Raw genomic sequence first — 19,459 nt, 5'->3', positions numbered from 1 at the left:
TTTAGGTAACATTGTCGTTCCCTAAATCCTTCCCCGCAAGGAAGGACACACTTACCTGGCTGTGAGGAGCGGCACGGCGCCACCTACGCTGTGCTGGTGCCTGCCCTTCCTGTCGACTCCCCCGCAGCCTCCCACCGCGCACCCACACCGGCGCCCGCGGGTCCCGCCCTGGCGGTGCGGGGGCTGCGCAAGGCCTACGGCCCGCGGGAGGTGGTCCGCGGGCTGTCCCTGACGGCGGAGCGCGGGCGGCTGACCGCCGTCCTCGGTCCCAACGGCGCGGGCAAGACCACCACCATCGAGTGCTGCGAGGGGCTGCGCCGCCCCGACGCCGGCACCGTCGAGGTGCTGGGCACGGACCGCTCCGCCCGCGGCGCGGACGCCTACCTGCGCGAGCGCGTCGGCGTGATGCTCCAGGAGGGCGGCCTGCCGATGGCGCCGAGGGCGGGCGCCGTGCTGGAGCACCTCTCCCGCCTGCACGCCCGGCCGCTCGAGCCGGCCGCGCTGCTCACGCGCCTCGGCCTGGAGGACGTCGCGCGCACGTCGGTGCGCCGGCTCTCCGGCGGGCAGCGCCAGCGCCTGGCCCTCGCCGCGGCGGTCATCGGCCGTCCCGAGCTGGTCTTCCTCGACGAGCCGTCCGCGGGGCTGGACCCGCAGTCGCGCCTGGCGGTCTGGGACCTCCTGCGTGAGCTCCGCGCGCAGGGCACGTCCCTGCTGCTCACCACCCACCTCATGACCGAGGCCGAGGAGCTCGCGGATCAGGTGGTGATCATCGACGCCGGCCGGGTCATCGCCGAGGGCACGCCGCAGGCGCTGACCGGCGGCACCCGGGTCCAGGTCGCACCGCCACCGGGCACGACGGCGGAGGCGGTGGCCGCGGCCCTGGGCGCGGGGCTCGGCCGCGCCGGCCAGGCCGCGCTGGCCGTCGTCGCCGCCGACGACCGGGTCGAGGTCGCGACGCCCGCGGGGGTGGTCGACGGCGGCACCCTCGCCGCCGTCGGGGCCGCCCTGACCGGGGCCGGGTATGCCGGCGCTCAGGTCTCCCTGCACCGGCGGACCCTGGAAGACACGTTCCTCGAGCTGACCGGGCGGGCGCTGCGGGTGGCCGGGGAGGAGCAGGCGTGAGCCGGGCACGGACGGACGACGAGAGGGACGGCGCACAGATGGCCAACGAGAGGGACGGCGCACAGATGGCCAACGAGGTGAACGGCGCGCGCACGGGTGCCGCGACGCAGCCCTCCCCCGCCCGCACGGTCGGCCGCCGGGTGGCCGCCCAGGCACGGTTCGAGACCGTGGCGGTCCTGCGCAACGGTGAGCAGCTCCTGCTCACCCTGATCCTGCCGGTCATCGCCCTGGTGGTGCTGGTGCGCGTCGACGCCGCCCCGCTGCCGGGCGCCGACCGCACGCCGGCGGCCCTGGCCGGCGTGCTGTCGCTCGCAGTGGCCTCGACCGCCTTCACGTCCCAGGCCATCGCCGTCGCCTTCGACCGGCGGTGGGGCGTGCTGCGCATGCTCGCGACCACCCCGCTCGGACCGCGGGGCCTGCTGGCGGGCAAGTTCGGCGCCGTCGTGGCGGTGCTGGTGGTGCAGACCGTCACGCTCGTCGCGGTCGCCGCGGGGCTGGGGTGGCGCGGGCACGGGGCCGGGCCGGGCGTGGCCCTGGGGGCGGGCGTCCTGATGCTGCTGGGCGCCGCGGCGTTCGTGGCGCTGGCCATGCTCGTGGGCGGGACGCTACGGCCGGAGGCGGTGCTCGCGGTCGCGAACCTGCTGTGGGTGCTCATGGCCGCCGTCGGGGGCCTGCTGCTGCCGCTGAGCTCGCTGCCCGGGCCGCTGGCCGCCGTCGTCTTCCTGCTGCCCTCCGGCGCGCTCGGGGAGGGGATGCGGGCCCTGGCCACGACGGGGTCCCTAAACCTGGCCGCGGTCGCCGTGCTCGCCGTATGGGCCGCCGGGGGCGCGTGGCTCGCCGCCCGGTTCTTCCGCTGGGACTGAACCTGCTCGTTTCCCCGGTGTCTCCGGGCGCCCGTACCCTGGGGGCGTGAGCACGACGACGAAGGCGGGGCGGCGCCACGGGCCCCAGGACCAACCCAGCACCGGCGCCACCGCGGGCGCGACGAGGCCGGCCGACCGCGTGGACCGGCTGACCTGGGCCCTCGCCGTGGCCAACCTCGTCGCCCAGGTCGGGATCATCGTCACCGGCGGGGCCGTGCGCCTGACCGGTTCGGGGCTGGGCTGCTCGAGCTGGCCGATGTGCGAGCCGGGGTCCTTCACGCCCGAGCTCCACGCCGCCACGTCGATCCACCCGTACATCGAGTTCGGGAACCGCACCCTCACCGGGGTGCTGACCGTCATCGCCGTCGCCCTGGTGTGGGCGGTCTACCGCCGCCGGCCCACGGCCGCGCGCCCCGCCGCGCTCCGGCGGCTGGCGTGGCTGCCGCTGATCGGCATCGTGCTCCAGGCGGTCATCGGCGGCATCACCGTCCTGGTCGAGCTCGCACCGGCGATCGTCGGCTCGCACCTGCTCATCTCGCTGGCGCTCGTGGCCGTCTCGACGTATCTCCTCGTGCGGCTGCGCCAGGCCGACGGCCCGGCGGTGCCGGTGGCGGCGGGCGGGCTTCGGGCCGCCCCGTGGGTGCTGACGCCGCTCGCCGCGCTGGTCGTCACCCTCGGCACGATCGTCACCGGCGCGGGCCCGCACTCCGGCGACGCGGACGCGGCGTACCGCTACGCCCTCGACCCGCTCGTGGTGACCCGCATGCACTCCGGTTCGGTGTGGCTGTTCGTGATCGCCGCCGCCGTCGTGGCCGTGCTCCTGCGCCGCAGGGCCGGCGACGCCGCTCTGGACCGCGCCCGCGGCGCCTGGCGGTGGCTCCTGGCGGTGGTGGTCCTCGAGGGCGTCGTGGGATACACGCAGCACTTCCTCGGCCTGCCCGAGATCCTGGTGGGCGTGCACATGCTCGGCGCCGCCCTCGTGGTGGTCGCCACGACATACGCCTGCAGCGCCTTCTACACGCGCCGGGAGCCCTGACCACGCGTCTGGCGCGCAGGCCTCCCCCGCATCGTGCGGGTCGTGAGCGGTCCCCCATCTTGGGGCGGTGAGCGGTCAAGTCCTCGCAACTGCTAGGACTTGACCGCTCACCACCTTCGGGGCACTCGAGGATGCTCACCACCGTCGGCGGCGCTCACCCCTGCTCTTCCCGGCGTCAGCGCATCCACTCGGCGCCGGCGGGACGCAGCGGCGCCCAGCCGCGCGCGCGGGCGCTGGCCGTGGCAAGGATCCCGACGACGGCGCTGGGGTTGTGCACCCGACCGGCGTGCACGGCCGCGACCGCGTCGTCGAGGGGCACCCACCGCGTGGGCATGTCCCGCTCCTCGTCTTCGCGCTCGTGCCGCTCGTGGTCGTCGACGTCGGTGATGTCACGTGCGAGGTAGATCCGCAACGACTCGTCCGAGCCGCCCGGCGAGGTGAAGTAGTCCACGAGCACGTCCCACCGCCCGGCACGGACGTCCGCCTCCTCGTAGAGCTCGCGAGCGGCCGCCGCGGCGTAGTCCTCGCCGTCGACGTCGAGGAGCCCCGCGGGGATCTCCCAGAGCAGCGCGCGCACCGGGTGCCGGTACTGCTGGATGAGCAGCACCTCCTCCCCCCGCGCGCCGTCCCGTAGCGCGACGACGGCGACCGCGCCGGGGTGGGCCAGGTACTCGCGGACCACGGGGGCGCCGTCGTCGGCGGAGAGCCGCACCCGGTCGGAGACGAGGTCGAAGACCTTGCCCTCGTGGAGCACGGTGTGCGAGACGACCTCGCGGGTGGTGTCCTTGGCGTCGGCCGGGCTCACTCCTCGGTGCCCGCCTCGCCGCGGCCGTCGGCGACGGCCCCGACCGGCTCGGCGTGCTCGAGGCCGATGTCCTCGGGCTCGTCGAGCTCGAGGAGCCGGGTGGCGCGCTGGCGGTCGAGCGCCGCGCCGACGAGGCCGGCGAACAGCGGGTGGGCGCGGGTGGGCCGGGACTTGAACTCCGGGTGCGCCTGGGTGGCGATGTAGTACGGGTGCAGGGACCTGTCGAGCTCGACGAACTCCACCAGGGAGGAGTCGGGCGAGCGGCCGGAGATCTTCAGCCCGGCCTTCTCGAGGGAGTCGCGGTAGGAGTTGTTGACCTCGTAGCGGTGGCGGTGCCGCTCGCTGACGCGGTCGGCGCCGTAGACCTCCTCGGCCAGGGAGCCGGGGCTGAGCACGGCCTCATACCGGCCAAGGCGCATGGTGCCGCCCAGGTCGCCCTCGCCGCCGACGATCGCGAGCTGCTCCTCCATGGTGGCCACCACCGGGTCTGGTGTGCCGGGGTCGAACTCGGTGGAGCTCGCCTCGTCCAGGCCCAGGAGGTTGCGCGCGACCTCGATGACCATGCACTGCAGGCCCAGGCAGATGCCCAGGGTGGGGATCTGGTTCTCGCGGGCGTGGCGCAGCGCGCCGAGCTTGCCCTCGATGCCGCGGATCCCGAAGCCGCCGGGGACGAGGACCGCGTCGACGCCGTCGAGCGCCTTGCGGGCGTCCTCGGGGGTCTGGCACGTGTCGGAGGCGACCCAGCGGATGTGGACCTTGGCGCGGTGGTGGAACCCGCCGGCGCGCATGGCCTCGGTCACCGAGAGGTACGCGTCGGGCAGGTCGATGTACTTGCCCACCAGGGCGATCTCGACGTGCTCCTTGGGGTGGCGGACCCGCTCGAGGAGGCGGTCCCACACGGTCCAGTCGACGTCGCGGAAGCTCATGCCCAGGCGGCGCACCACGTAGGCGTCGAGGCCCTCGGCGTGCAGGACCGCGGGGATCTCGTAGATGCTCGGCGCGTCCTGGCAGGTGATGACGGCCTCGCGGTCGACGTCGCACATCAGCGCGATCTTCGCCTTGAGGCTCTCGGGGAGCTCGCGGTCGGATCGGCATACGACGGCGTCGGGCTGGATGCCGATGGAACGCAGCTGAGCCACCGAGTGCTGCGTGGGCTTCGTCTTGAGCTCACCACTGGCGGCGAGGTAGGGCACGAGGGAGACGTGCAGGAAGAACACGTTCTCGCGGCCGATGTCCTGACGGACCTGGCGGGCGGCCTCGAGGAACGGCTGGGACTCGATGTCGCCGACGGTCCCACCGATCTCGGTGATGATGACGTCCGGCGGCTCCTGCCCGTCGCTGGGCTCCGCCTGGGCCCGCATGCGGGTCTTGATCTCGTCGGTGATGTGCGGGATGACCTGCACCGTGTCGCCGAGGTACTCGCCGCGGCGCTCCTTGGCGATGACCGTGGAGTAGACCTGCCCGGTCGTCGCGTTGGCCCGGCCCGAGAGCTCGGTGTCGAGGAAGCGCTCGTAGTGGCCGATGTCGAGGTCGGTCTCGGTCCCGTCGTCGGTGACGAACACCTCGCCGTGCTGGAACGGGTTCATCGTCCCGGGGTCGACGTTGATGTACGGGTCGAGCTTCTGCATCACCACCCGCAGACCTCGTGAGCGGAGGAGACGGCCGAGGCTCGAGGCCGTCAGCCCCTTCCCCAGCGAGCTCGCGACCCCGCCGGTGACGAAGATCTGGCGGGGGATGCTGGCCTGGTTCCCGGGAAGCCGGGTCTGTTGGGTGACCACGGATTTTTACCCTAGCATCCCGGTCCCTCGACACGCCCAGCCGGCCTGCCGCCCCGGGTGTGGGATCACCCACCTGCGGTGCGACGCCGCCCGGGGGCCACAGCTCCTGTGTGCCCGGGCCGCCGCGCCGGGAGGGTCCGAGCCCTTTCGTGCCACTCGACGCCCCCACCCGAAGTCAGCAGTTTCGCCGCGGGCGACATGGGCGGGGCCCGCGAGCTCTGCGCCCAGATGCCGTGCCTGGGCGCCCCCTAGGGGCGGGCGTACACCGCGGTCAGCTGGGCGAGCACCTCCGCGGGGCCGGGCAGGGTCGCGGCCCGCTCCCGTGCCGTCACGCGCAGCCCCGCGCGCCGGTCGTCGTCGTCCAGGATGGCGCGCACGGCCGCGGCGAGTGCCTCGGCGTCGCCGCCGGGCACGAGCACGGCGGCGTCCCCCGTGACCTCCCGGGTGCCGCCGACGTCCGTGGCGACGACGGGCGCGCCGGCGCGCAGCGCCTCCTGGACCGCGATGGGCTGCCCCTCCCACGTGGCGGTGGAGACCACGACGTCGGCGGCCGCGAGCAGCGCCGGGACGTCGTCGCGGCGGCCGGCCAGGTGGACGGGCAGGCCCTCGGCGCGCACCCGCTCGGCGAGGTCCTCGCGCAACGGCCCGTCGCCCACGACGACCCACCGCCACGCGGCCGCCCCAGGGGCGGCGCGGTCAGGAGGGTCGGCGCGGTCGGTACGGTCGGCGCGGTCAGTGCGGTCAGCAGGGTCGGCGCGGTCAGCAGCGTCGGCGCGGTCAGCAGCGTCGGCAGGGTCGGCGCGGGCGAGAAGGCCCGCGGCGTCGGCCAGGAGGTCCAGGCCCTTCTGCGGCGCGAGCCGCGCCACGGTCAGGATGAGCCGCTCGCCCGGCGCCAGGCCCAGGTCGCGGCGCACGTCCTCCGGCGCCGTTCCGGGGACCGGACGCGCCGGCGCCGGCACGAGCGCCCGCCGTACGTCGCGCGCGCCCCGGGTGCGCATGCGGGCCACGAGGTCGCCGCTGACGGCGAGCACGGCGTCGGCCCCGCGCGCGACGACCTTCTCGAGCACGCCCGCCACGGCCTGCACGCGCGGGCCCCCGACGGGCAGGTTGTGCACGGTCACGACCAGGCGCGGCCGCGCGACCCCGAGGGTGCGCACGGCGAGGACGGCCATCGCGCCGGCGCGCAGCCCGTGGGCGTGAACGACGTCGGCCCCGGCCGCGAGCTCGCGCACGCGGGCGACGGCTCGCGCGTCCTGGGGCTGGGGGCGGTCGGCGATCTCCACGACGGTGGTGTGCACCGACCGGGCGCCGGGGAGGTCCTCCTCGGCCATGGGCCCGACCACGTCGGCGGGGCCCGCGAGGATCACCTCCGCCCCGCGGTCCCCGTGGCGGGCGGGCCCACCGGGCACCGGCCCAGCAGGCTCCGGCCCACCAGGCACCGGCCCAGCAGGCTCCGGCCCACCGGGCACCGGCCCGGCGGCGAGCAGCGCGCTGATCTCACGGGCGTGGCGTGCCACCCCTCCGGCGCTCGACCCGGTCAGCTGCAGCACCCGCATGCGTCCTCTTCTCGTGGCTGGCGACGAGCCCCAGTATCGCTCAGGCCGGGACGATCGCTCAGGCCGGGACGGCGGCGTCCCGCGCCCAGGAGCCGACGCGCCAGGTCCCCCGGTCGAACGCCAGGACCGCGACGGCGGTCAGGCCGGCGGACACCAGCGCCCCGAGCAGCGCCGCGACTACCGCCGCCACGAGGCCGTCGCCGAGCCCGCCGAGCAGCGCGTCGACCACCAGGCGGCCCAGCACGGCCCCCGCGGCGGCGCCCACACCGGCCACGACGACGGTGCGCCCCAGCCCGGTCAGCGCCCCGGCGCCGCCGACCCGGCGCACGGCCAGGACGAGCAGCACCCCGGCGACGACCATCCCGGCGCTCGAGCCCGCCGCCAGGCCCACCAGCGTGCCGGGCCCGTTGCCGCCGTCCGGCGCGAGGAGCTCGACGGCCGCCCAGGACGCCAGCGCCACGCTCACCCATCCGGTGGCGGTCGCCGCCACGGCGGCGCGACCCTGGTCCACGGCGTACAGCGCGCGGGAGAGGTGGAAGATCAGCGCGTAGCCCACGATGCCCGGCGCGAGGCCGGTGACCGCGGCGGTCATGCCGCTCATCTCCTGGCGCAGGGAGAAGACGGCCGTGGCGGCCGGGGCGACGGCGACGAGCAGGGCGAGGCCGACGAGGGCGGCCGCGACGACGGCGCGCGTGGAGCCGGCGGCCATGGCGGCGAAGCCGGTGCGGTCGGCGGCGCGGGCGGCCAGGCGGGGGAAGACGGCGGTGGACAGCGGGACGGCAAGGACCGCGTAGGGCAGGTAGTACACGGCCTGGGCGTACTGGAACACGTTAAAGGTGCCGTCGACGCCGTGACCGTTGGCCAGGCGCAGGACCACCACGACGCTGACCTGCTGCGCCAGGAGGGCGCCGATGCCGGCCAGGGCCAGGTGCCCGGCCCGCCGCGCCACGCCGGGCGGGAAGCGCAGGGCGGGGCGCAGCCGCACCCCGGAGCGCAGCACCGGAACGAGCTGGGGCAGGCTCATGGCGGCCACGCCCGCGGTCGTCCCCCAGGCCAGCCAGGCGACGGCCGCGCCCGCCAGGGCGCCGGGGTCGTCCTGGTGGCCCTCCGCGAGGGCGCCGAACGCGAGATAGCTCCCGATGACCACGGCGGAGGAGAGCAGCGGGGCGACGGCGGGCCAGAAGAACTTCTTCTGGGCCTGCAGCACCCCGGACAGGACCACGCCGACGCCGTACAGCGGTGCCTGGAGCGCGAAGACCCGCAGCAGGGACGTGGTGAGGTCGTGCTGGGCCCCGCCGGCGCCGGGGCCGAGTAGCAGCGCGGCGACGGGCCCGGCCAGCGCGACGACGGCGGCCGCCAGGGGCACCAGGATGAGCAGGGTCCAGCCCAGCAGGGCCGAGGCGGTGCGGTCGACGTCGCCGCGCAGGTGCCGGGCGAGCGGGACGGCCAGCAGCGGGACGACGGCGCCGGCGAGCGCCCCGCCGGCGGCGACCTCGAACAGCACGTTGGGCACGGTGTTGGCCGTCGCGTAGGCCGTGGAGGTCGCCGAGGCGCCCAGCGTCCACGACTGCACGAGCCAGCGGACGAAGCCCACGGCCCGGGAGAGCAGGGTGAGAACCGCGATCATGCCGGCGGCGCCGAGGACACCGCCGAGGGCGGCGCGCAGTCGGGGGGTCATCGACGCGTGCCTGGCCTGGTCAGCGGGCCCGCCGGCCCAGTGCGTCCAGGCGGCGCAGCACGGGGTTGGACTCGATGACGCCCGAGAAGCTCACCTGCTCGCTCAGCAGCGTCAGGGCGACGACGGCGGTGAGCGCGCCCGCCCGCAGCGCGCGGGAGGGGTGCGCGGCGAGGGCGGTGCCGACCAGGGCGCCGACGGCGTTGGCGCCGGTGTCGCCGAGCATGGTGCGTTCGGCGAGGTCGTCCGGGAGCCCGGCGCCGGCGATGCCGAGCGCCGTGGCGGCGAGGGTCCCGTGCCGGGAGCCCGGCGCGGCGAGCGCGAGCGGCGCGCTGATGCCGGCGGCGACCTTCAGGCTCCGGCCGGGCCGGAGGTCGAAAAGGTTGTGCAGGTTCGCGGTCCCGGCGACGAGGGCGGCGCCGGCGAGCGTCTCGAGGGCGCGCGCGGTGCCGCCGCGCCCAGGCGGTGTGACCATCGCGGCGGCGACGAGGGCGCCGGCCCCGATCCCCGCGATCTTCCAGGTGCCGGTGGTGACGCGCCCCTGGCGCAGCGCGCCGAGGTGCCCGCGCAGGCCCTTGGCGGGACCCGCGTCGGCGGGCCGCTCACCCATGTCGTCGAGCAGGCCCATGGCCGCCCCGGAGCCGGCGGCGACGGACGCCGCGACCGCGGCACGGCCCGTGGTGGCCACCGCGGCGAGCGGAGCGGTCAGCGCGGCGGCACCAACGGCGGCGCCGCCGAGGAGGCTGACGGTGCGCCCGGAGAAGTTCGTCCGCTCCCACCGGGCGCGCCCGCCGGGTGGGCGGCGCTCCAGGGCGGAGGCGGCCAGCGCGGTGCTCGCGGCGCCCACCGCGGCGGGCAGCGCGAGATCGAGCAGCCGGCTCATGCCGCACCGTCGGTGGCCGGCTCCTCGGTGCTCGGCTGGCCGGCGTCCGCGGACGCCGGGGCCGCCGGGGCGAGCTCCACCCGCGGGGGCACGGCCTCGACCGCGCCGCGCTCGAATCCGTAGTGGTCGTGACCCCCCGAGAGCGCGACGGCGACGGCGAGGGGCGTGCTGATGGCGGCGGTGATCTCCCCCACCGAGTCCACGGTGGTGACGACCCCGGCGGCGCCGTCGTCCGCCCGCACGGCGCCGACGAGGTCCAGGTCCGACGCGGCGGCGCCCACGGTCACGGACCCGGACACGGTCGCCAGCGCTTCGGCGAGCTGCACCCGGCTGGCGAGGACGTTCTTCGCGGCGTCGGAGTCCTTGGGCGAAACATCCTCGGCGGGCTGCTCGGCGGCTCGGGGGCCGACGAGGATGGTGGCGTCGGCGGGCCCGGAGGGTTCGGTGGTGACCGAGACGAGCGGGGCGTCCGCGGAGGTCAGCAGGTCCAGGAGCGTCGACGCGTTCGGCGTGAACGCGCCCCCCTCGCCGTCGGTCAGCGCGTGCGCCAGGGCGAGGCCGAAGATCGACTCGGTGCTGGCGTCGGCGGCCGGCGCCGGGGCGAGGTAGCCGAGCATCTGGCCGGCGAACGTCTGGCGGAACGACTGGCTCTTCGGGTCGGTCCACGCGTCGGTCACGGCGACCTGGCTCACGAGCCGGGCGCCCGTCTGGGCGAGCCGGTCCCGGACCGCCTGGACGTCGTCCTCGCTGGTGCCCGGCAGGGTCACGAGGGAGACCGACCGGTCGGCGAGGGTGCCCGCCAGGAGCACCGGCGCGGAGTCCTCGAGGTAGGTCGTGCGCTCGGCGGCGTCCGTCTCGGCGGCCGCGAGCTCGCCGCGCAGCCGGTCCCGGTCGGCGCGCAGGTCCTGCACCTGACCGGTGAGGGTGTCACCGATGGTGTCCCGCAGCGGCCCGGCACCGAGGACGATCCCGACGGCGAGGGCCAGGAACACCGCGATGAGCGAGACGAGGTGGTAGCGGAAGTCGATCACGACGGTCCAATTCTCCTTCTGGTCAGGACGCCGGCGCCGTGGGGGCGAGCCCCACCAGCGACCGGAAGAAGTTCACGAGGTCGTCGAGCCAGGCGCCGGACAGCCCGAAGATGGTCTGGCCGACGTTGGTCGCGGCCAGGGCGACGAAGAGCGCCAGCAGCCCGGCGAGGGCGAGGAGCACCAGCTGCCAGGTCGAGATGCGGGTGCGGTACAGGCGGGAGACGCCCTTGGCGTCGATGAGCTTGCTGCCCACCCGGAGGCGGGTGAGGAAGGTCGAGGCCATGCCCGAGCGGCCCTTGTCGAGGAACTCGACCATGGTGTCGTGCGTGCCCACGGCGACGATGAGCTCGGCGCCGAGGTCGTCGGCGAGCAGCATCGCGATGTCCTCGCTCGTGCCGGTGGCCGGGAAGACGACGTGCTCGACGCCGAGGTCCTGGACGCGCTGCTGCCCGGGGGCGCGGCCATCCCGGTAGGCGTGCACGACGATCTCGGCGCCCGAGCGCAGCGCCTTGTCGGAGACGGAGTCCATGTCCCCGACAATCATGTCCGGCTTCATGCCGGCCTCGAGGATGGCGTCGGCGCCGCCGTCGACCCCGACGAGGAGGGGCCGGTACTCCCTGATGTAGGAGCGCAGCATGGCGAGGTCCTCCTTGTAGTGGTACCCCCGCACCACCACCAGCGCCTGACGGCCCTCGAACGACGTGCGGACCTCGGGCACACCGACCCCGTCGAAGAGCAGCTCGCGCTCCCGCTGGACGTAGTCCATGGTGTTCGCGGCGAACGCCTCGAGCTGGACGGAGAGCCCCTCACGGGCCTCGGCCATGTTCTTCTCGATGGTCTCGGGGTCCTGGGCCGTGCCCTCGGCCACGAGCTCGTCGCCCGCCCGGACCTCGTTGCCGCTGACGTCGAGGTGCTGCCCCTCGCGCACCGACATGACCGCGGGGCCGAGGTCGTCCACGAGCGGGATGCCGGCGTCGACGAGGATGCCCGGCCCGAGGTTCGGGTACCGCCCCGAGGTGGAGCGGGCGGCGTTGAGCACCGCGACCGGCTTGCACGCGACGAGCGCCTCGGCGGAGACCCGGTCGAGGTCCTCGTGGTCGATCACCGCGACGTCGCCCGGCTGCAGACGCTTGGTCAGGTTCTTGGTCCGGGCGTCGACGCGGGCGGGCCCGGACGTCCCGGACCCGCTCTCGAGCACGGCACGGCGTCGTCGGAAGAGGGCAGTCACCGGCTCATGGTCGCACGCTCGCCCGTTCGAGAAGCTCAGCGGCGTGCCGGAGGGCGGTGTCGGAGTCGTCCTGCCCGGAGAGCATCCGGGCGAGCTCCCGCAGGCGATCCGGGCCCTCCACGCTGGTCACGTCCGTCGCGGTGACGACGGCCTCGTCGCCCGGGGTGTTCTTGCTCACGACGAGGTGCCGGTCGGCAAACGCGGCGACCTGGGCGAGGTGCGTGACGACCACGACCTGGGCGCCGCGGGCGAGCTGCGCGAGGCGCCGGCCCACCTCGACGGCTGCCCGTCCGCCCACGCCCGCGTCGACCTCGTCGAACACGAAGGTCCGCATCTCGGCGGCCCCCGTCCCGGCGTCGGAGAGGGCGAGCGCGACCTCGATCGCGAGCATGACGCGGGAGAGCTCGCCGCCCGAGGCGCCCTGCCCCAGCGGCCGCGCGGGGGCGCCCGGGTGCGCCGCGAGGAGCAGCTCGACGGCCTCCGCGCCGTGGGGGCCCGCCGCCTCCAGCGGGGTCAGCCGGGCGCTCAGGTGCGCGCCCGTCATGGCCAGGCCGGCGAGCTCGCCGTCGACGGCGCGCGAGAGGGCGTCGCCCACTCCGCGGCGGGAGGCGGTCAGGGCGCCCGCCGCGCGGGCCGCGGCCTGCTCGGCGCGGTCCAGGCGCTGGCGCAGCACCTCCGCGGTGTCCTCGGGGCCGTCGAGGTAGGCGAGGCGGGCGCGGGCCTTCTCGGCCCAGGCCAGGGCGGCGTCGACGTCGGGCCCGTACGTGCGGGTGATCTCCCCCAAGGCGGCGCGTCGCTCGTGGACGGCGGCCAGGCGGGCGGGGTCGGCGTCGAGGGAGGCGAGGTAGGCCGCGAGCTCGGTGGCGACGTCGGAGAGGAGGTAGGACGCCTCCGCGAGGCGGGCCGCCCAGCCGTCCAGGGCGGGGTCGTTCTCGGCGGCGTGCTCGAGGCTGCGGCGTGCGTCGTCGACGAGGGTGGTCGCGTCGGGCACGTCGGCCGCGTCCATGTCGCCCGTCAGCGCCTCGTGCGCGCGGCCCGCGGCCACCCGCAGCTCCTCGACGTGGCCGAGCCGCAGGGCCTCCTCGCGCAGGGCGCGGTCCTCGCCGGGCTCGAGCTCGAGGGCGTCGATCTGGTCCAGCCCGGTGCGCAGCGCCGCGATCTCGTGCTCGCGCTCCCCGGCCGCCTGCTCCCACGCGGCCAGCTCGGCGCGGACGGCGACGAGCTCCGCGTACGCCTGCCGGTAGGCGGCGAGCAGGGCCGCGTGCCCGGCGCCGCCGAACGCGTCGAGGGCCGCCCGCTGCTGGGAGGGCGCGCGCAGCCGCAGCTGCTGCGACTGGCCGTGCACGGTGACCAGCTGCTCGCCGATCTCGGTGAGGACCGCCGTCGGGACGGTCCGCCCGCCGAGGTGGGCGCGGGACCGCCCCGTGGCCGGCACGGTCCGGGCGACGAGCAGCTCGCCGTCCTCGACGGCGGCACCGGCCTCCTCGGCGCGCGCGGCGGCCGCGGGCGGCACGGTGAAGGCACCCTCCACCACCGCCCGGTCGGCGCCGCGGCGGACGAGCGCAGGATCGGCCTTGCCGCCGAGCAGCAGGTCGAGGCTGGTCAGCACCATGGTCTTGCCGGCACCGGTCTCCCCCGTGATGACGGTGAAGCCGGGGGCGAGGTCAAGCTCGGCGGCGGCGATGACGCCCAGGTTCTCGATACGGACCTGCTCGATCACGACGGCTCCCGGTTGCCCCGCCACCCGTGCACGGGGAGGTTGAACTTGGCGACCAGCCGCCCGGAGAAGGGCGCCTGGCTCAGGCGGGCCAGCCGCACGGGCTGCACGCCGCGGCGCACCTCGATCCGCGAGCCGGCCGGCGCGTCGAGCCGGCGTCGCCCGTCGCACCAGACGACCGCGTGGGTCTCCTCGTACGGGAGGATCTGGACCTGGAGCTCGGAGCTGGTGCTCACGACCATCGGCCGGGCGAAGAGCGCGTGCGCGGCGATCGGCACGACGAGCAGCGCCTCGACGTCGGGCCAGACCAGCGGCCCGCCGCCGGAGAAGGCGTAGGCGGTCGAGCCCGTCGGCGTGGCGAGGATGATGCCGTCGCAGCCGAAGGTGGACAGCCCGCGGCCGTCGACGCCGATCGTGGCCTCGACCATGCGGGCGCGCTCGCCCTTCTCCACCGCGGCCTCGTTGATGGCCCAGTCGTGCTGCTCGCGGCCGTCGGGGGTGCGGATGGTGACGTCGATTGTCATCCGCTCCTCGACGGTGTACTCGCGGGCCACGACGTGGGCGACGACGCTCGGCAAGGCCTCGGGCTCGGCCTCGGCCAGGAAGCCGACGTGCCCGAGGTTCACGCCCAGCAGCGGGACGTCGTAGGCGCGGGCCACCTCGGCGGCGCGCAGGAGGGTGCCGTCACCGCCCAGGACGATGACGAGCTCCGCGCCCTCGGCGCTGCCGTTGCGCACCGTCTCGATGCCGTGCCCGCGCAGGGCCGTGCTCACACGGTCGGCGGCGGTGACGGCGTCGGCGCGGCCCTCGTGGCAGACGACGAGGATCCGGCGGCTCACGGCGCCTCCTGCCCGCGGGCCGCCGGGCCGGCCGGTCCGGTCCGGACGGCCTCCGCGGCGGCGTGCTCGAGCGCCTCGCCGCGCAGGGCCCGGGGATGGTCCCGGCGCAGGGCGACGAAGTACTCGACGTTGCCCGAGGGCCCCGGCAGGGGGCTCGGCACGACGGCCCAGGTGTCCAGGCCCTGCTCGGCCGCGGCGGCGGCGACGGTGAGCACCGATTCCACGTGCAGCGCGGTGTCGCGCACGACGCCGCCGTGGCCCAGGCGTTCCTTGCCCACCTCGAACTGGGGCTTGACCATGAGCAGCAGGTCGGCGTCGGGCGCGGCCGCCCGCGCCAGGGCCGGGAGCACGAGCGTGAGGGAGATGAAGGACATGTCCCCCACGACGAGACCCGGGGCCGGGGCGACCATGTCCGGGGTCAGGGTCCGCACGTTCGTGCGGTCCAGCACCGTGACCCGCGGGTCGGTCTGCAGGGACCACGCGAGCTGGCCGTAGCCGACGTCGACGGCCACGACCTGGGCGGCCCCCCGGCGCAGGAGCACGTCGGTGAACCCGCCGGTCGAGGCTCCGGCGTCGAGGCAGCGCCGCCCCGCCACCACCGGTGCGTGCGCGCCGAGGGCGTCGAGCGCGCCAGCCAGCTTGTGGGCGCCGCGGGAGACGTAGTCGTCGCTCGCGGGCGCGTCCACCCGCAGGGCCTGCGCGGGGTCGACCTGCCGCGCGGGCTTGGTGACGACCTCGCCGTCCAGGAGCACATGGCCCGCGGCGAGGAGCTCGCCGGCATGCTGGCGCGACCGTGCCAGGCCCCGGCGGACCAGCTCGGCGTCGATCCGTACGCGGCGGGCCACGTCAGCTCTCGGCGCTCGACAGGCGCGCCGACAGGTGCGTGTGGATGGCCTCGAAGACGGCGACCTGGTCGGCCGGGGCGATCTGCTCGAGATCGTCGAGGCGTGCCAGCGGGTCCTCCGCCGGGTTCGACCCGGACGCCAGGTCGGCGGGCGTCACGTTCATCGTCGTCTCCTTCCCGCCGCGGTGGTGGTGCCGTAGAGAGGCTATCGCGGCGCGACGACCTCGAGCGCAGGCACCTGCTCCGGCGTGAGCGGGCGACCGGCGTCGGCCGCGGCCCACGCCGCCGCGGCGAGGCAGCGCCACGCGTCGAGCGAGACTGTCACCGGCTCGGTCCCGGCCTCCAGCGCCAGCGTCCGCTCCCCCGCCCGCACCTCGAGGTGCGGCTCGGGGCCGGCAACGCGCGCGGCCGCGGCGGCGCAGCGCCACCAGCCGTCGCGGTCCTGCCGCGGCACGGGGTGGGGCTCGGCCAGGCCGCGCAGGTCGACGGCGAGGAAGCTCGGCCGCTCCCCGGGGACGGCGAGGACCACGTCCCGTGCGTCGCTGACGCCGGTCAGCACGTGCAACCCGGGGACGCCGGCCGCGCGCGCGCCGGCGAGGTCGGTGTTCAGGCGGTCGCCGACGGCCAGCGGTCGCTCGCTGCATGCCCGTGCGACGGCCTGCCGGAAGATCTCTGGCTCCGGCTTGCCGGCCGAGACCGGCACGACGCCGGTCGCGTTGGTGACCGCGGCGACGAGCGAGCCGTTCCCGACCGCCATCCCACGTTCCGTCGGGAGCGTGGCGTCGAGGTTCGTGGCGACGTACCGGGCGCCGGCGTTGATGGCGAAGGCGGCCTCGCAGAGCTCCCGCCACCCGATCTCGGGGGCGAAGCCCTGCACGACGGCCACCGGGAGCTCGAGCGCCGTCTCGGCGAGCCGGAAGCCCGCCTCCGACAGCGCCGCGCGCAGCCCGGCGCCGCCGATGGGCAGCACCAGGGAGCCCGCGGGCAGGTCCTCGGCGAGGATCGCCGCGGCGGCCTGCGAGGAGGTCATGACCTCCTCCGCGCGGGTCGGGATCCCGAGCGAGGTGAGCTGGTCGGCCACCGTCTGCGGCTCGCGAGCCGCATTGTTGGTCACGAACATCATCCGCTGGCCGAGCGCGCGGGCGCGGTCGACGGCCTCGTCCGCGTGCTCGACCGGTTCGGGGCCGCGGTAGCACACGCCGTCCAGATCCATTAGGGCGACGTCGTACGCCTCGGCGAGGGGCCGCTCGCTGCCCCGCAGCGTGACCGGTGCCTGGCTCACTCGTCATCTCCGCGCTCGGGGGTGGGAGCGGGGTCGGTGGACCTCCGCCCGGTGCCCGTCTCGGCCCCGAGCGGGGTCTCCGGCTCGTCGGCGACCTCGTCGGCCTCAGGGGCCTCTGCCTCGTCGGCGACCTCGTCGGCCTCAGCGACGTCGTCAACCTCAGCCCGCGACGACACCGTGGTGTCGTCGTCCCAAACGCCGTCGGAGTCCTCGTCGAAGTCGTCCGCGAGGTCGACGACGATAATCTCCTCGTCCTCTTCGTCGGCGCCGGCCGCCTCGCGAGCCTGGTCGGCCTCGTCCACGCGCCCCAGCTCCTCGAGCCTCTCGGCCTTGACGAGCGTCAGACGACGGAGCAGCTCGGGCTCAGTCACGGGGTCCACGAGCCCGGACTCCAGCACCAGCAGGCCGGCCTCGTGCTCGCCGAGCTCGGCGCGGGCGCCGCTGGCGACGATCGCGAGCTCGACCCGTTCCTCGTGCGAGAGCGTCGCAGGATCGGTCTCCGCGACGATGGCCAGCGCACGCTCGGGACGCCCGAGACCGCGTTCGCAGTCGGCTTCCATCGGGCGGTGCGCGTCGATGCCGGAGAGGCGACGCACCGTGCGGAGCTCGCGCAGCGCCTCGGCGAACCGACCGGTCGCGTAGGCGGTCAGCGCCAGCGCCTCCCGGACGACGTCGACGCGGCCTGCCCGCCGCATGGCGGCCTGGGCGTGCTCGTATGCCGTCTGCGGGTCTGTGTCGATGAGCCGGCCAGCCATCACGAGATGGCGAGAGACGAGGTCCGAGTTGTTCTTCCCGAGCGTGCGCAGACGCTGGCGCGCCGTGCGGTCGAGCATCTGGGGCTCGACCTCGTCCGGGATGTGCGGCTCGGCCGGCCGCTCGTCCCGCTCCTCGCGCCTGGGCCGTTCGTCGCGCCCGGTCGAGGGCCGTGACGAACCTCCACGGTCGAAGCCACCTTCGCGACGGTCGGAACCGGCACCGCGGGACTGGTAACCACCCTCACGACGGTCCGAGCTGCCACCGGAACGCGGCTGGTAGCCGCCCTCACGACGGTCGGAACTCGCACCGCGGGACTGGTAACCACCCTCACGACGGTCCGAGCTGCCACCGGAACGCGGCTGGTAGCCGCCCTCACGACGGTCGGAGCTCCCACCGGAACGCGGCTGGTAGCCGCCCTCACGACGATCGGAGCTGCCACCGGAACGCGGCTGGTAGCCACCCTCACGACGATCGGAACTCGCACCGCGGGACTGGTAACCGCCCTCACGACGATCGGATCTCGCACCGCGGGACTGGTAACCGCCCTCACGACGATCGGAGCTGCCACCGGAACGCGGCTGGTAGCCACCCTCACGACGATCGGAACTCGCACCGCGGGACTGGTAACCGCCCTCACGACGGTCGGAACTCGCACCGCGGGACTGGTAACCGCCCTCACGACGGTCCGAGCTGCCACCGGAACGCGGCTGGTAGCCACCCTCACGACGGTCCGAGCTCCCACCGCGGGACTGGTAACCGCCCTCACGACGGTCCGAGCTCCCACCGGAACGCGGCTGGTAGCCCCCCTCACGACGATCGGAGCTGCCACCGGAACGCGGCTGGTAGCCGCCCTCACGACGGTCAGAACTCGCACCGCGGGACTGGTAACCGCCCTCACGACGATCGGAGCTGCCACCGGAACGCGGCTGGTAGCCCCCCTCACGACGATCGGAGCTGCCACCGGAACGCGGCTGGTAGCCGCCCTCACGACGGTCAGAACTCGCACCGCGGGACTGGTAACCGCCCTCACGACGGTCCGAGCTCCCACCGCGGGACTGGTAACCGCCCTCACGACGATCCGAGCTCCCACCGGAACGCGGCTGGTAGCCACCCTCACGACGGTCCGAGCTCCCACCGCGGGACTGGTAACCGCCCTCACGACGGTCCGAGCTCCCACCGGAACGCGGCTGGTAGCCACCCTCACGACGGTCCGAGCCCGCACCGCGGGACTGGTAACCGCCCTCACGACGGTCCGAACTGCCACCGGAACGCGGCTGGTAGCCACCCTCACGACGGTCCGAACTGCCACCGGAACGCGGCTGGTAGCCACCCTCACGACGGTCCGAGCTCCCACCGCGGGACTGGTAACCACCCTCACGACGGTCCGAGCCACCGCGCGACTCGTTACCTCGCCGTTGTGTCCGCTCACGGAAAGCTTCGGCGCCCTGGCTCGCAGGCCGAGAAGCTCCTCCGCTGAGCGGTCGGTCGGCACCTGACCTGCGGTCTGAGCGGCCGGCGCCCCCGTGGTTGTCACCGCGGCGCGGGCGCTCCGCGCCACGCCCATCATGCTCGGTTGACATAGTTTCCTCTACTCCTTCGGGGGCGCCGATCGAATCGTCGGCGCATGGTGATGCAACTAAATTGTCCAAAAACGACAAGGAGGCCGCAACGCTGGGTTGCGGCCTCCTTGTGAAGGGTGTTCGGCGGTGTCCTACTCTCCCACACAGTCTCCCGTGCAGTACCATCGGCGCTGAGGGGCTTAGCTTCCGGGTTCGGAATGGGACCGGGTGTTTCCCCCTCGCTATGACCGCCGTAACTCTGTGGAGATATCGGCCCAACCCTTTGTGAAGGGTTGTGGGGCGTATCTCGGGAACCGTACAGTGGACGCAGCATTGTCTTTGATGCCCTACCACCGAAGTGGTGTGTGGCAAGTTGTCGGCCAATTAGTACCGGTCAGCTTCACGAGTCGTTAGTCCTCGCTTCCACGTCCGGCCTATCAACCCAGTGGTCTGCTGGGGGCCTTCCCACCCGTGGGTGGTGGAAA

Annotated in this window: 16 protein-coding genes and 2 rRNA genes; 3 read left to right on the top strand and 15 right to left on the bottom strand. The window is 75.0% G+C overall.

Annotated elements, in window-relative coordinates:
* The first annotated feature begins 96 nt into the window (after positions 1-96).
* The 3 genes from EJK16_RS02780 to EJK16_RS02770 are packed head-to-tail and all read left to right on the top strand — an operon-like array spanning position 97 to position 3,021.
* On the top strand, positions 97-1,122 hold the full coding sequence (locus EJK16_RS02780; RefSeq protein ID WP_205739569.1) for an ABC transporter ATP-binding protein: 1,026 nt from the start codon (positions 97-99) through the stop codon (positions 1,120-1,122).
* Positions 1,119-1,985 carry an ABC transporter permease gene (locus tag EJK16_RS02775; protein WP_240645741.1) on the top strand — a complete coding sequence of 289 codons (867 nt, stop codon included), beginning with the start codon at positions 1,119-1,121 and terminating at the stop codon, positions 1,983-1,985. The genes EJK16_RS02780 and EJK16_RS02775 overlap by 4 nt, the downstream gene beginning before the upstream one ends.
* A gap of 46 nt (positions 1,986-2,031) precedes the next feature.
* Positions 2,032-3,021, top strand: coding sequence for a heme A synthase (locus EJK16_RS02770; protein ID WP_240645740.1), 990 nt, complete (start codon positions 2,032-2,034; stop codon positions 3,019-3,021).
* A 175-nt stretch (positions 3,022-3,196) separates the two neighbouring features.
* Here EJK16_RS02770 and EJK16_RS02765 read toward each other — a convergent pair whose 3' ends face one another.
* From EJK16_RS02765 to EJK16_RS02700, 15 genes are all read right to left on the bottom strand, one after another.
* A complete protein-coding gene (locus tag EJK16_RS02765; RefSeq protein ID WP_127126121.1) occupies positions 3,197-3,826 on the bottom strand; it encodes an NUDIX hydrolase in 630 nt (209 codons plus the stop codon).
* A complete protein-coding gene (locus EJK16_RS02760) occupies positions 3,823-5,604 on the bottom strand; it encodes a CTP synthase (protein WP_127126119.1) in 1,782 nt (593 codons plus the stop codon). Before EJK16_RS02760 ends, EJK16_RS02765 begins: the two co-directional genes overlap by 4 nt.
* 248 nt (positions 5,605-5,852) lie before the next feature.
* A complete protein-coding gene (locus EJK16_RS20005) occupies positions 5,853-7,160 on the bottom strand; it encodes a glycosyltransferase family 4 protein (RefSeq protein WP_127126117.1) in 1,308 nt (435 codons plus the stop codon).
* A 58-nt stretch (positions 7,161-7,218) separates the two neighbouring features.
* Positions 7,219-8,838: a murein biosynthesis integral membrane protein MurJ gene (gene murJ / locus EJK16_RS02750; RefSeq protein WP_127126115.1), complete on the bottom strand. Its 1,620-nt coding sequence runs from the start codon at positions 8,836-8,838 to the stop codon at positions 7,219-7,221.
* Between the two features lie 19 nt (positions 8,839-8,857).
* Positions 8,858-9,718 carry a hypothetical protein gene (locus EJK16_RS02745; RefSeq protein ID WP_127126113.1) on the bottom strand — a complete coding sequence of 287 codons (861 nt, stop codon included), beginning with the start codon at positions 9,716-9,718 and terminating at the stop codon, positions 8,858-8,860.
* Positions 9,715-10,749 carry a copper transporter gene (locus tag EJK16_RS02740; protein ID WP_127126111.1) on the bottom strand — a complete coding sequence of 345 codons (1,035 nt, stop codon included), beginning with the start codon at positions 10,747-10,749 and terminating at the stop codon, positions 9,715-9,717. The genes EJK16_RS02745 and EJK16_RS02740 overlap by 4 nt, the downstream gene beginning before the upstream one ends.
* A 22-nt stretch (positions 10,750-10,771) precedes the next feature.
* On the bottom strand, positions 10,772-11,977 hold the full coding sequence (steA, locus tag EJK16_RS02735; protein WP_127126109.1) for a putative cytokinetic ring protein SteA: 1,206 nt from the start codon (positions 11,975-11,977) through the stop codon (positions 10,772-10,774).
* Between the two features lie 4 nt (positions 11,978-11,981).
* Positions 11,982-13,697: a DNA repair protein RecN gene (recN, locus tag EJK16_RS02730; protein ID WP_127126107.1), complete on the bottom strand. Its 1,716-nt coding sequence runs from the start codon at positions 13,695-13,697 to the stop codon at positions 11,982-11,984.
* Positions 13,694-14,533, bottom strand: coding sequence for an NAD kinase (locus tag EJK16_RS02725; RefSeq protein ID WP_127126105.1), 840 nt, complete (start codon positions 14,531-14,533; stop codon positions 13,694-13,696). The genes recN and EJK16_RS02725 overlap by 4 nt, the downstream gene beginning before the upstream one ends.
* Positions 14,530-15,378, bottom strand: coding sequence for a TlyA family RNA methyltransferase (locus tag EJK16_RS02720; protein WP_127126103.1), 849 nt, complete (start codon positions 15,376-15,378; stop codon positions 14,530-14,532). Before EJK16_RS02720 ends, EJK16_RS02725 begins: the two co-directional genes overlap by 4 nt.
* 1 nt (position 15,379) lies before the next feature.
* Entirely contained in the window at positions 15,380-15,541 is a 162-nt protein-coding gene (locus tag EJK16_RS19450; RefSeq protein WP_164737180.1) for a hypothetical protein, read from the bottom strand.
* Between the two features lie 41 nt (positions 15,542-15,582).
* Positions 15,583-16,659 (bottom strand): HAD-IIA family hydrolase, encoded by a 1,077-nt coding sequence (locus EJK16_RS02715; RefSeq protein WP_240645739.1) that lies wholly within the window; start codon positions 16,657-16,659, stop codon positions 15,583-15,585.
* Entirely contained in the window at positions 16,656-17,492 is an 837-nt protein-coding gene (locus EJK16_RS02710) for a hypothetical protein (RefSeq protein WP_127126101.1), read from the bottom strand. Before EJK16_RS02710 ends, EJK16_RS02715 begins: the two co-directional genes overlap by 4 nt.
* Before the next feature lie 1,621 nt (positions 17,493-19,113).
* A 5S ribosomal RNA gene (rrf, locus tag EJK16_RS02705) occupies positions 19,114-19,230 on the bottom strand.
* 108 nt (positions 19,231-19,338) lie between these two features.
* Positions 19,339-19,459: ribosomal RNA gene (locus tag EJK16_RS02700) — 23S ribosomal RNA — on the bottom strand; the annotation flags it as partial.

The sequence above is a fragment of the Georgenia sp. SYP-B2076 genome (assembly GCF_003991205.1).
Lineage (GTDB): Bacteria > Actinomycetota > Actinomycetes > Actinomycetales > Actinomycetaceae > Georgenia.
Note: the sequence above shows the minus strand (reverse complement) of the source record. Positions and strands in the feature narration are given on the sequence as shown.

Excerpts from the sequence above, each read along its gene's own strand:
- murJ (WP_127126115.1), bottom strand. The coding sequence starts at position 8,838 with ATGACCCCCCGACTGCGCGCCGCCCTCGGCGGTGTCCTCGGCGCCGCC.
- EJK16_RS20005 (WP_127126117.1), bottom strand. The coding sequence starts at position 7,160 with ATGCGGGTGCTGCAGCTGACCGGGTCGAGCGCCGGAGGGGTGGCACGC.
- EJK16_RS02710 (WP_127126101.1), bottom strand. The coding sequence starts at position 17,492 with ATGCTCGACCGCACGGCGCGCCAGCGTCTGCGCACGCTCGGGAAGAAC.
- EJK16_RS02745 (WP_127126113.1), bottom strand. The coding sequence starts at position 9,718 with ATGAGCCGGCTGCTCGATCTCGCGCTGCCCGCCGCGGTGGGCGCCGCG.
- EJK16_RS19450 (WP_164737180.1), bottom strand. The coding sequence starts at position 15,541 with ATGAACGTGACGCCCGCCGACCTGGCGTCCGGGTCGAACCCGGCGGAG.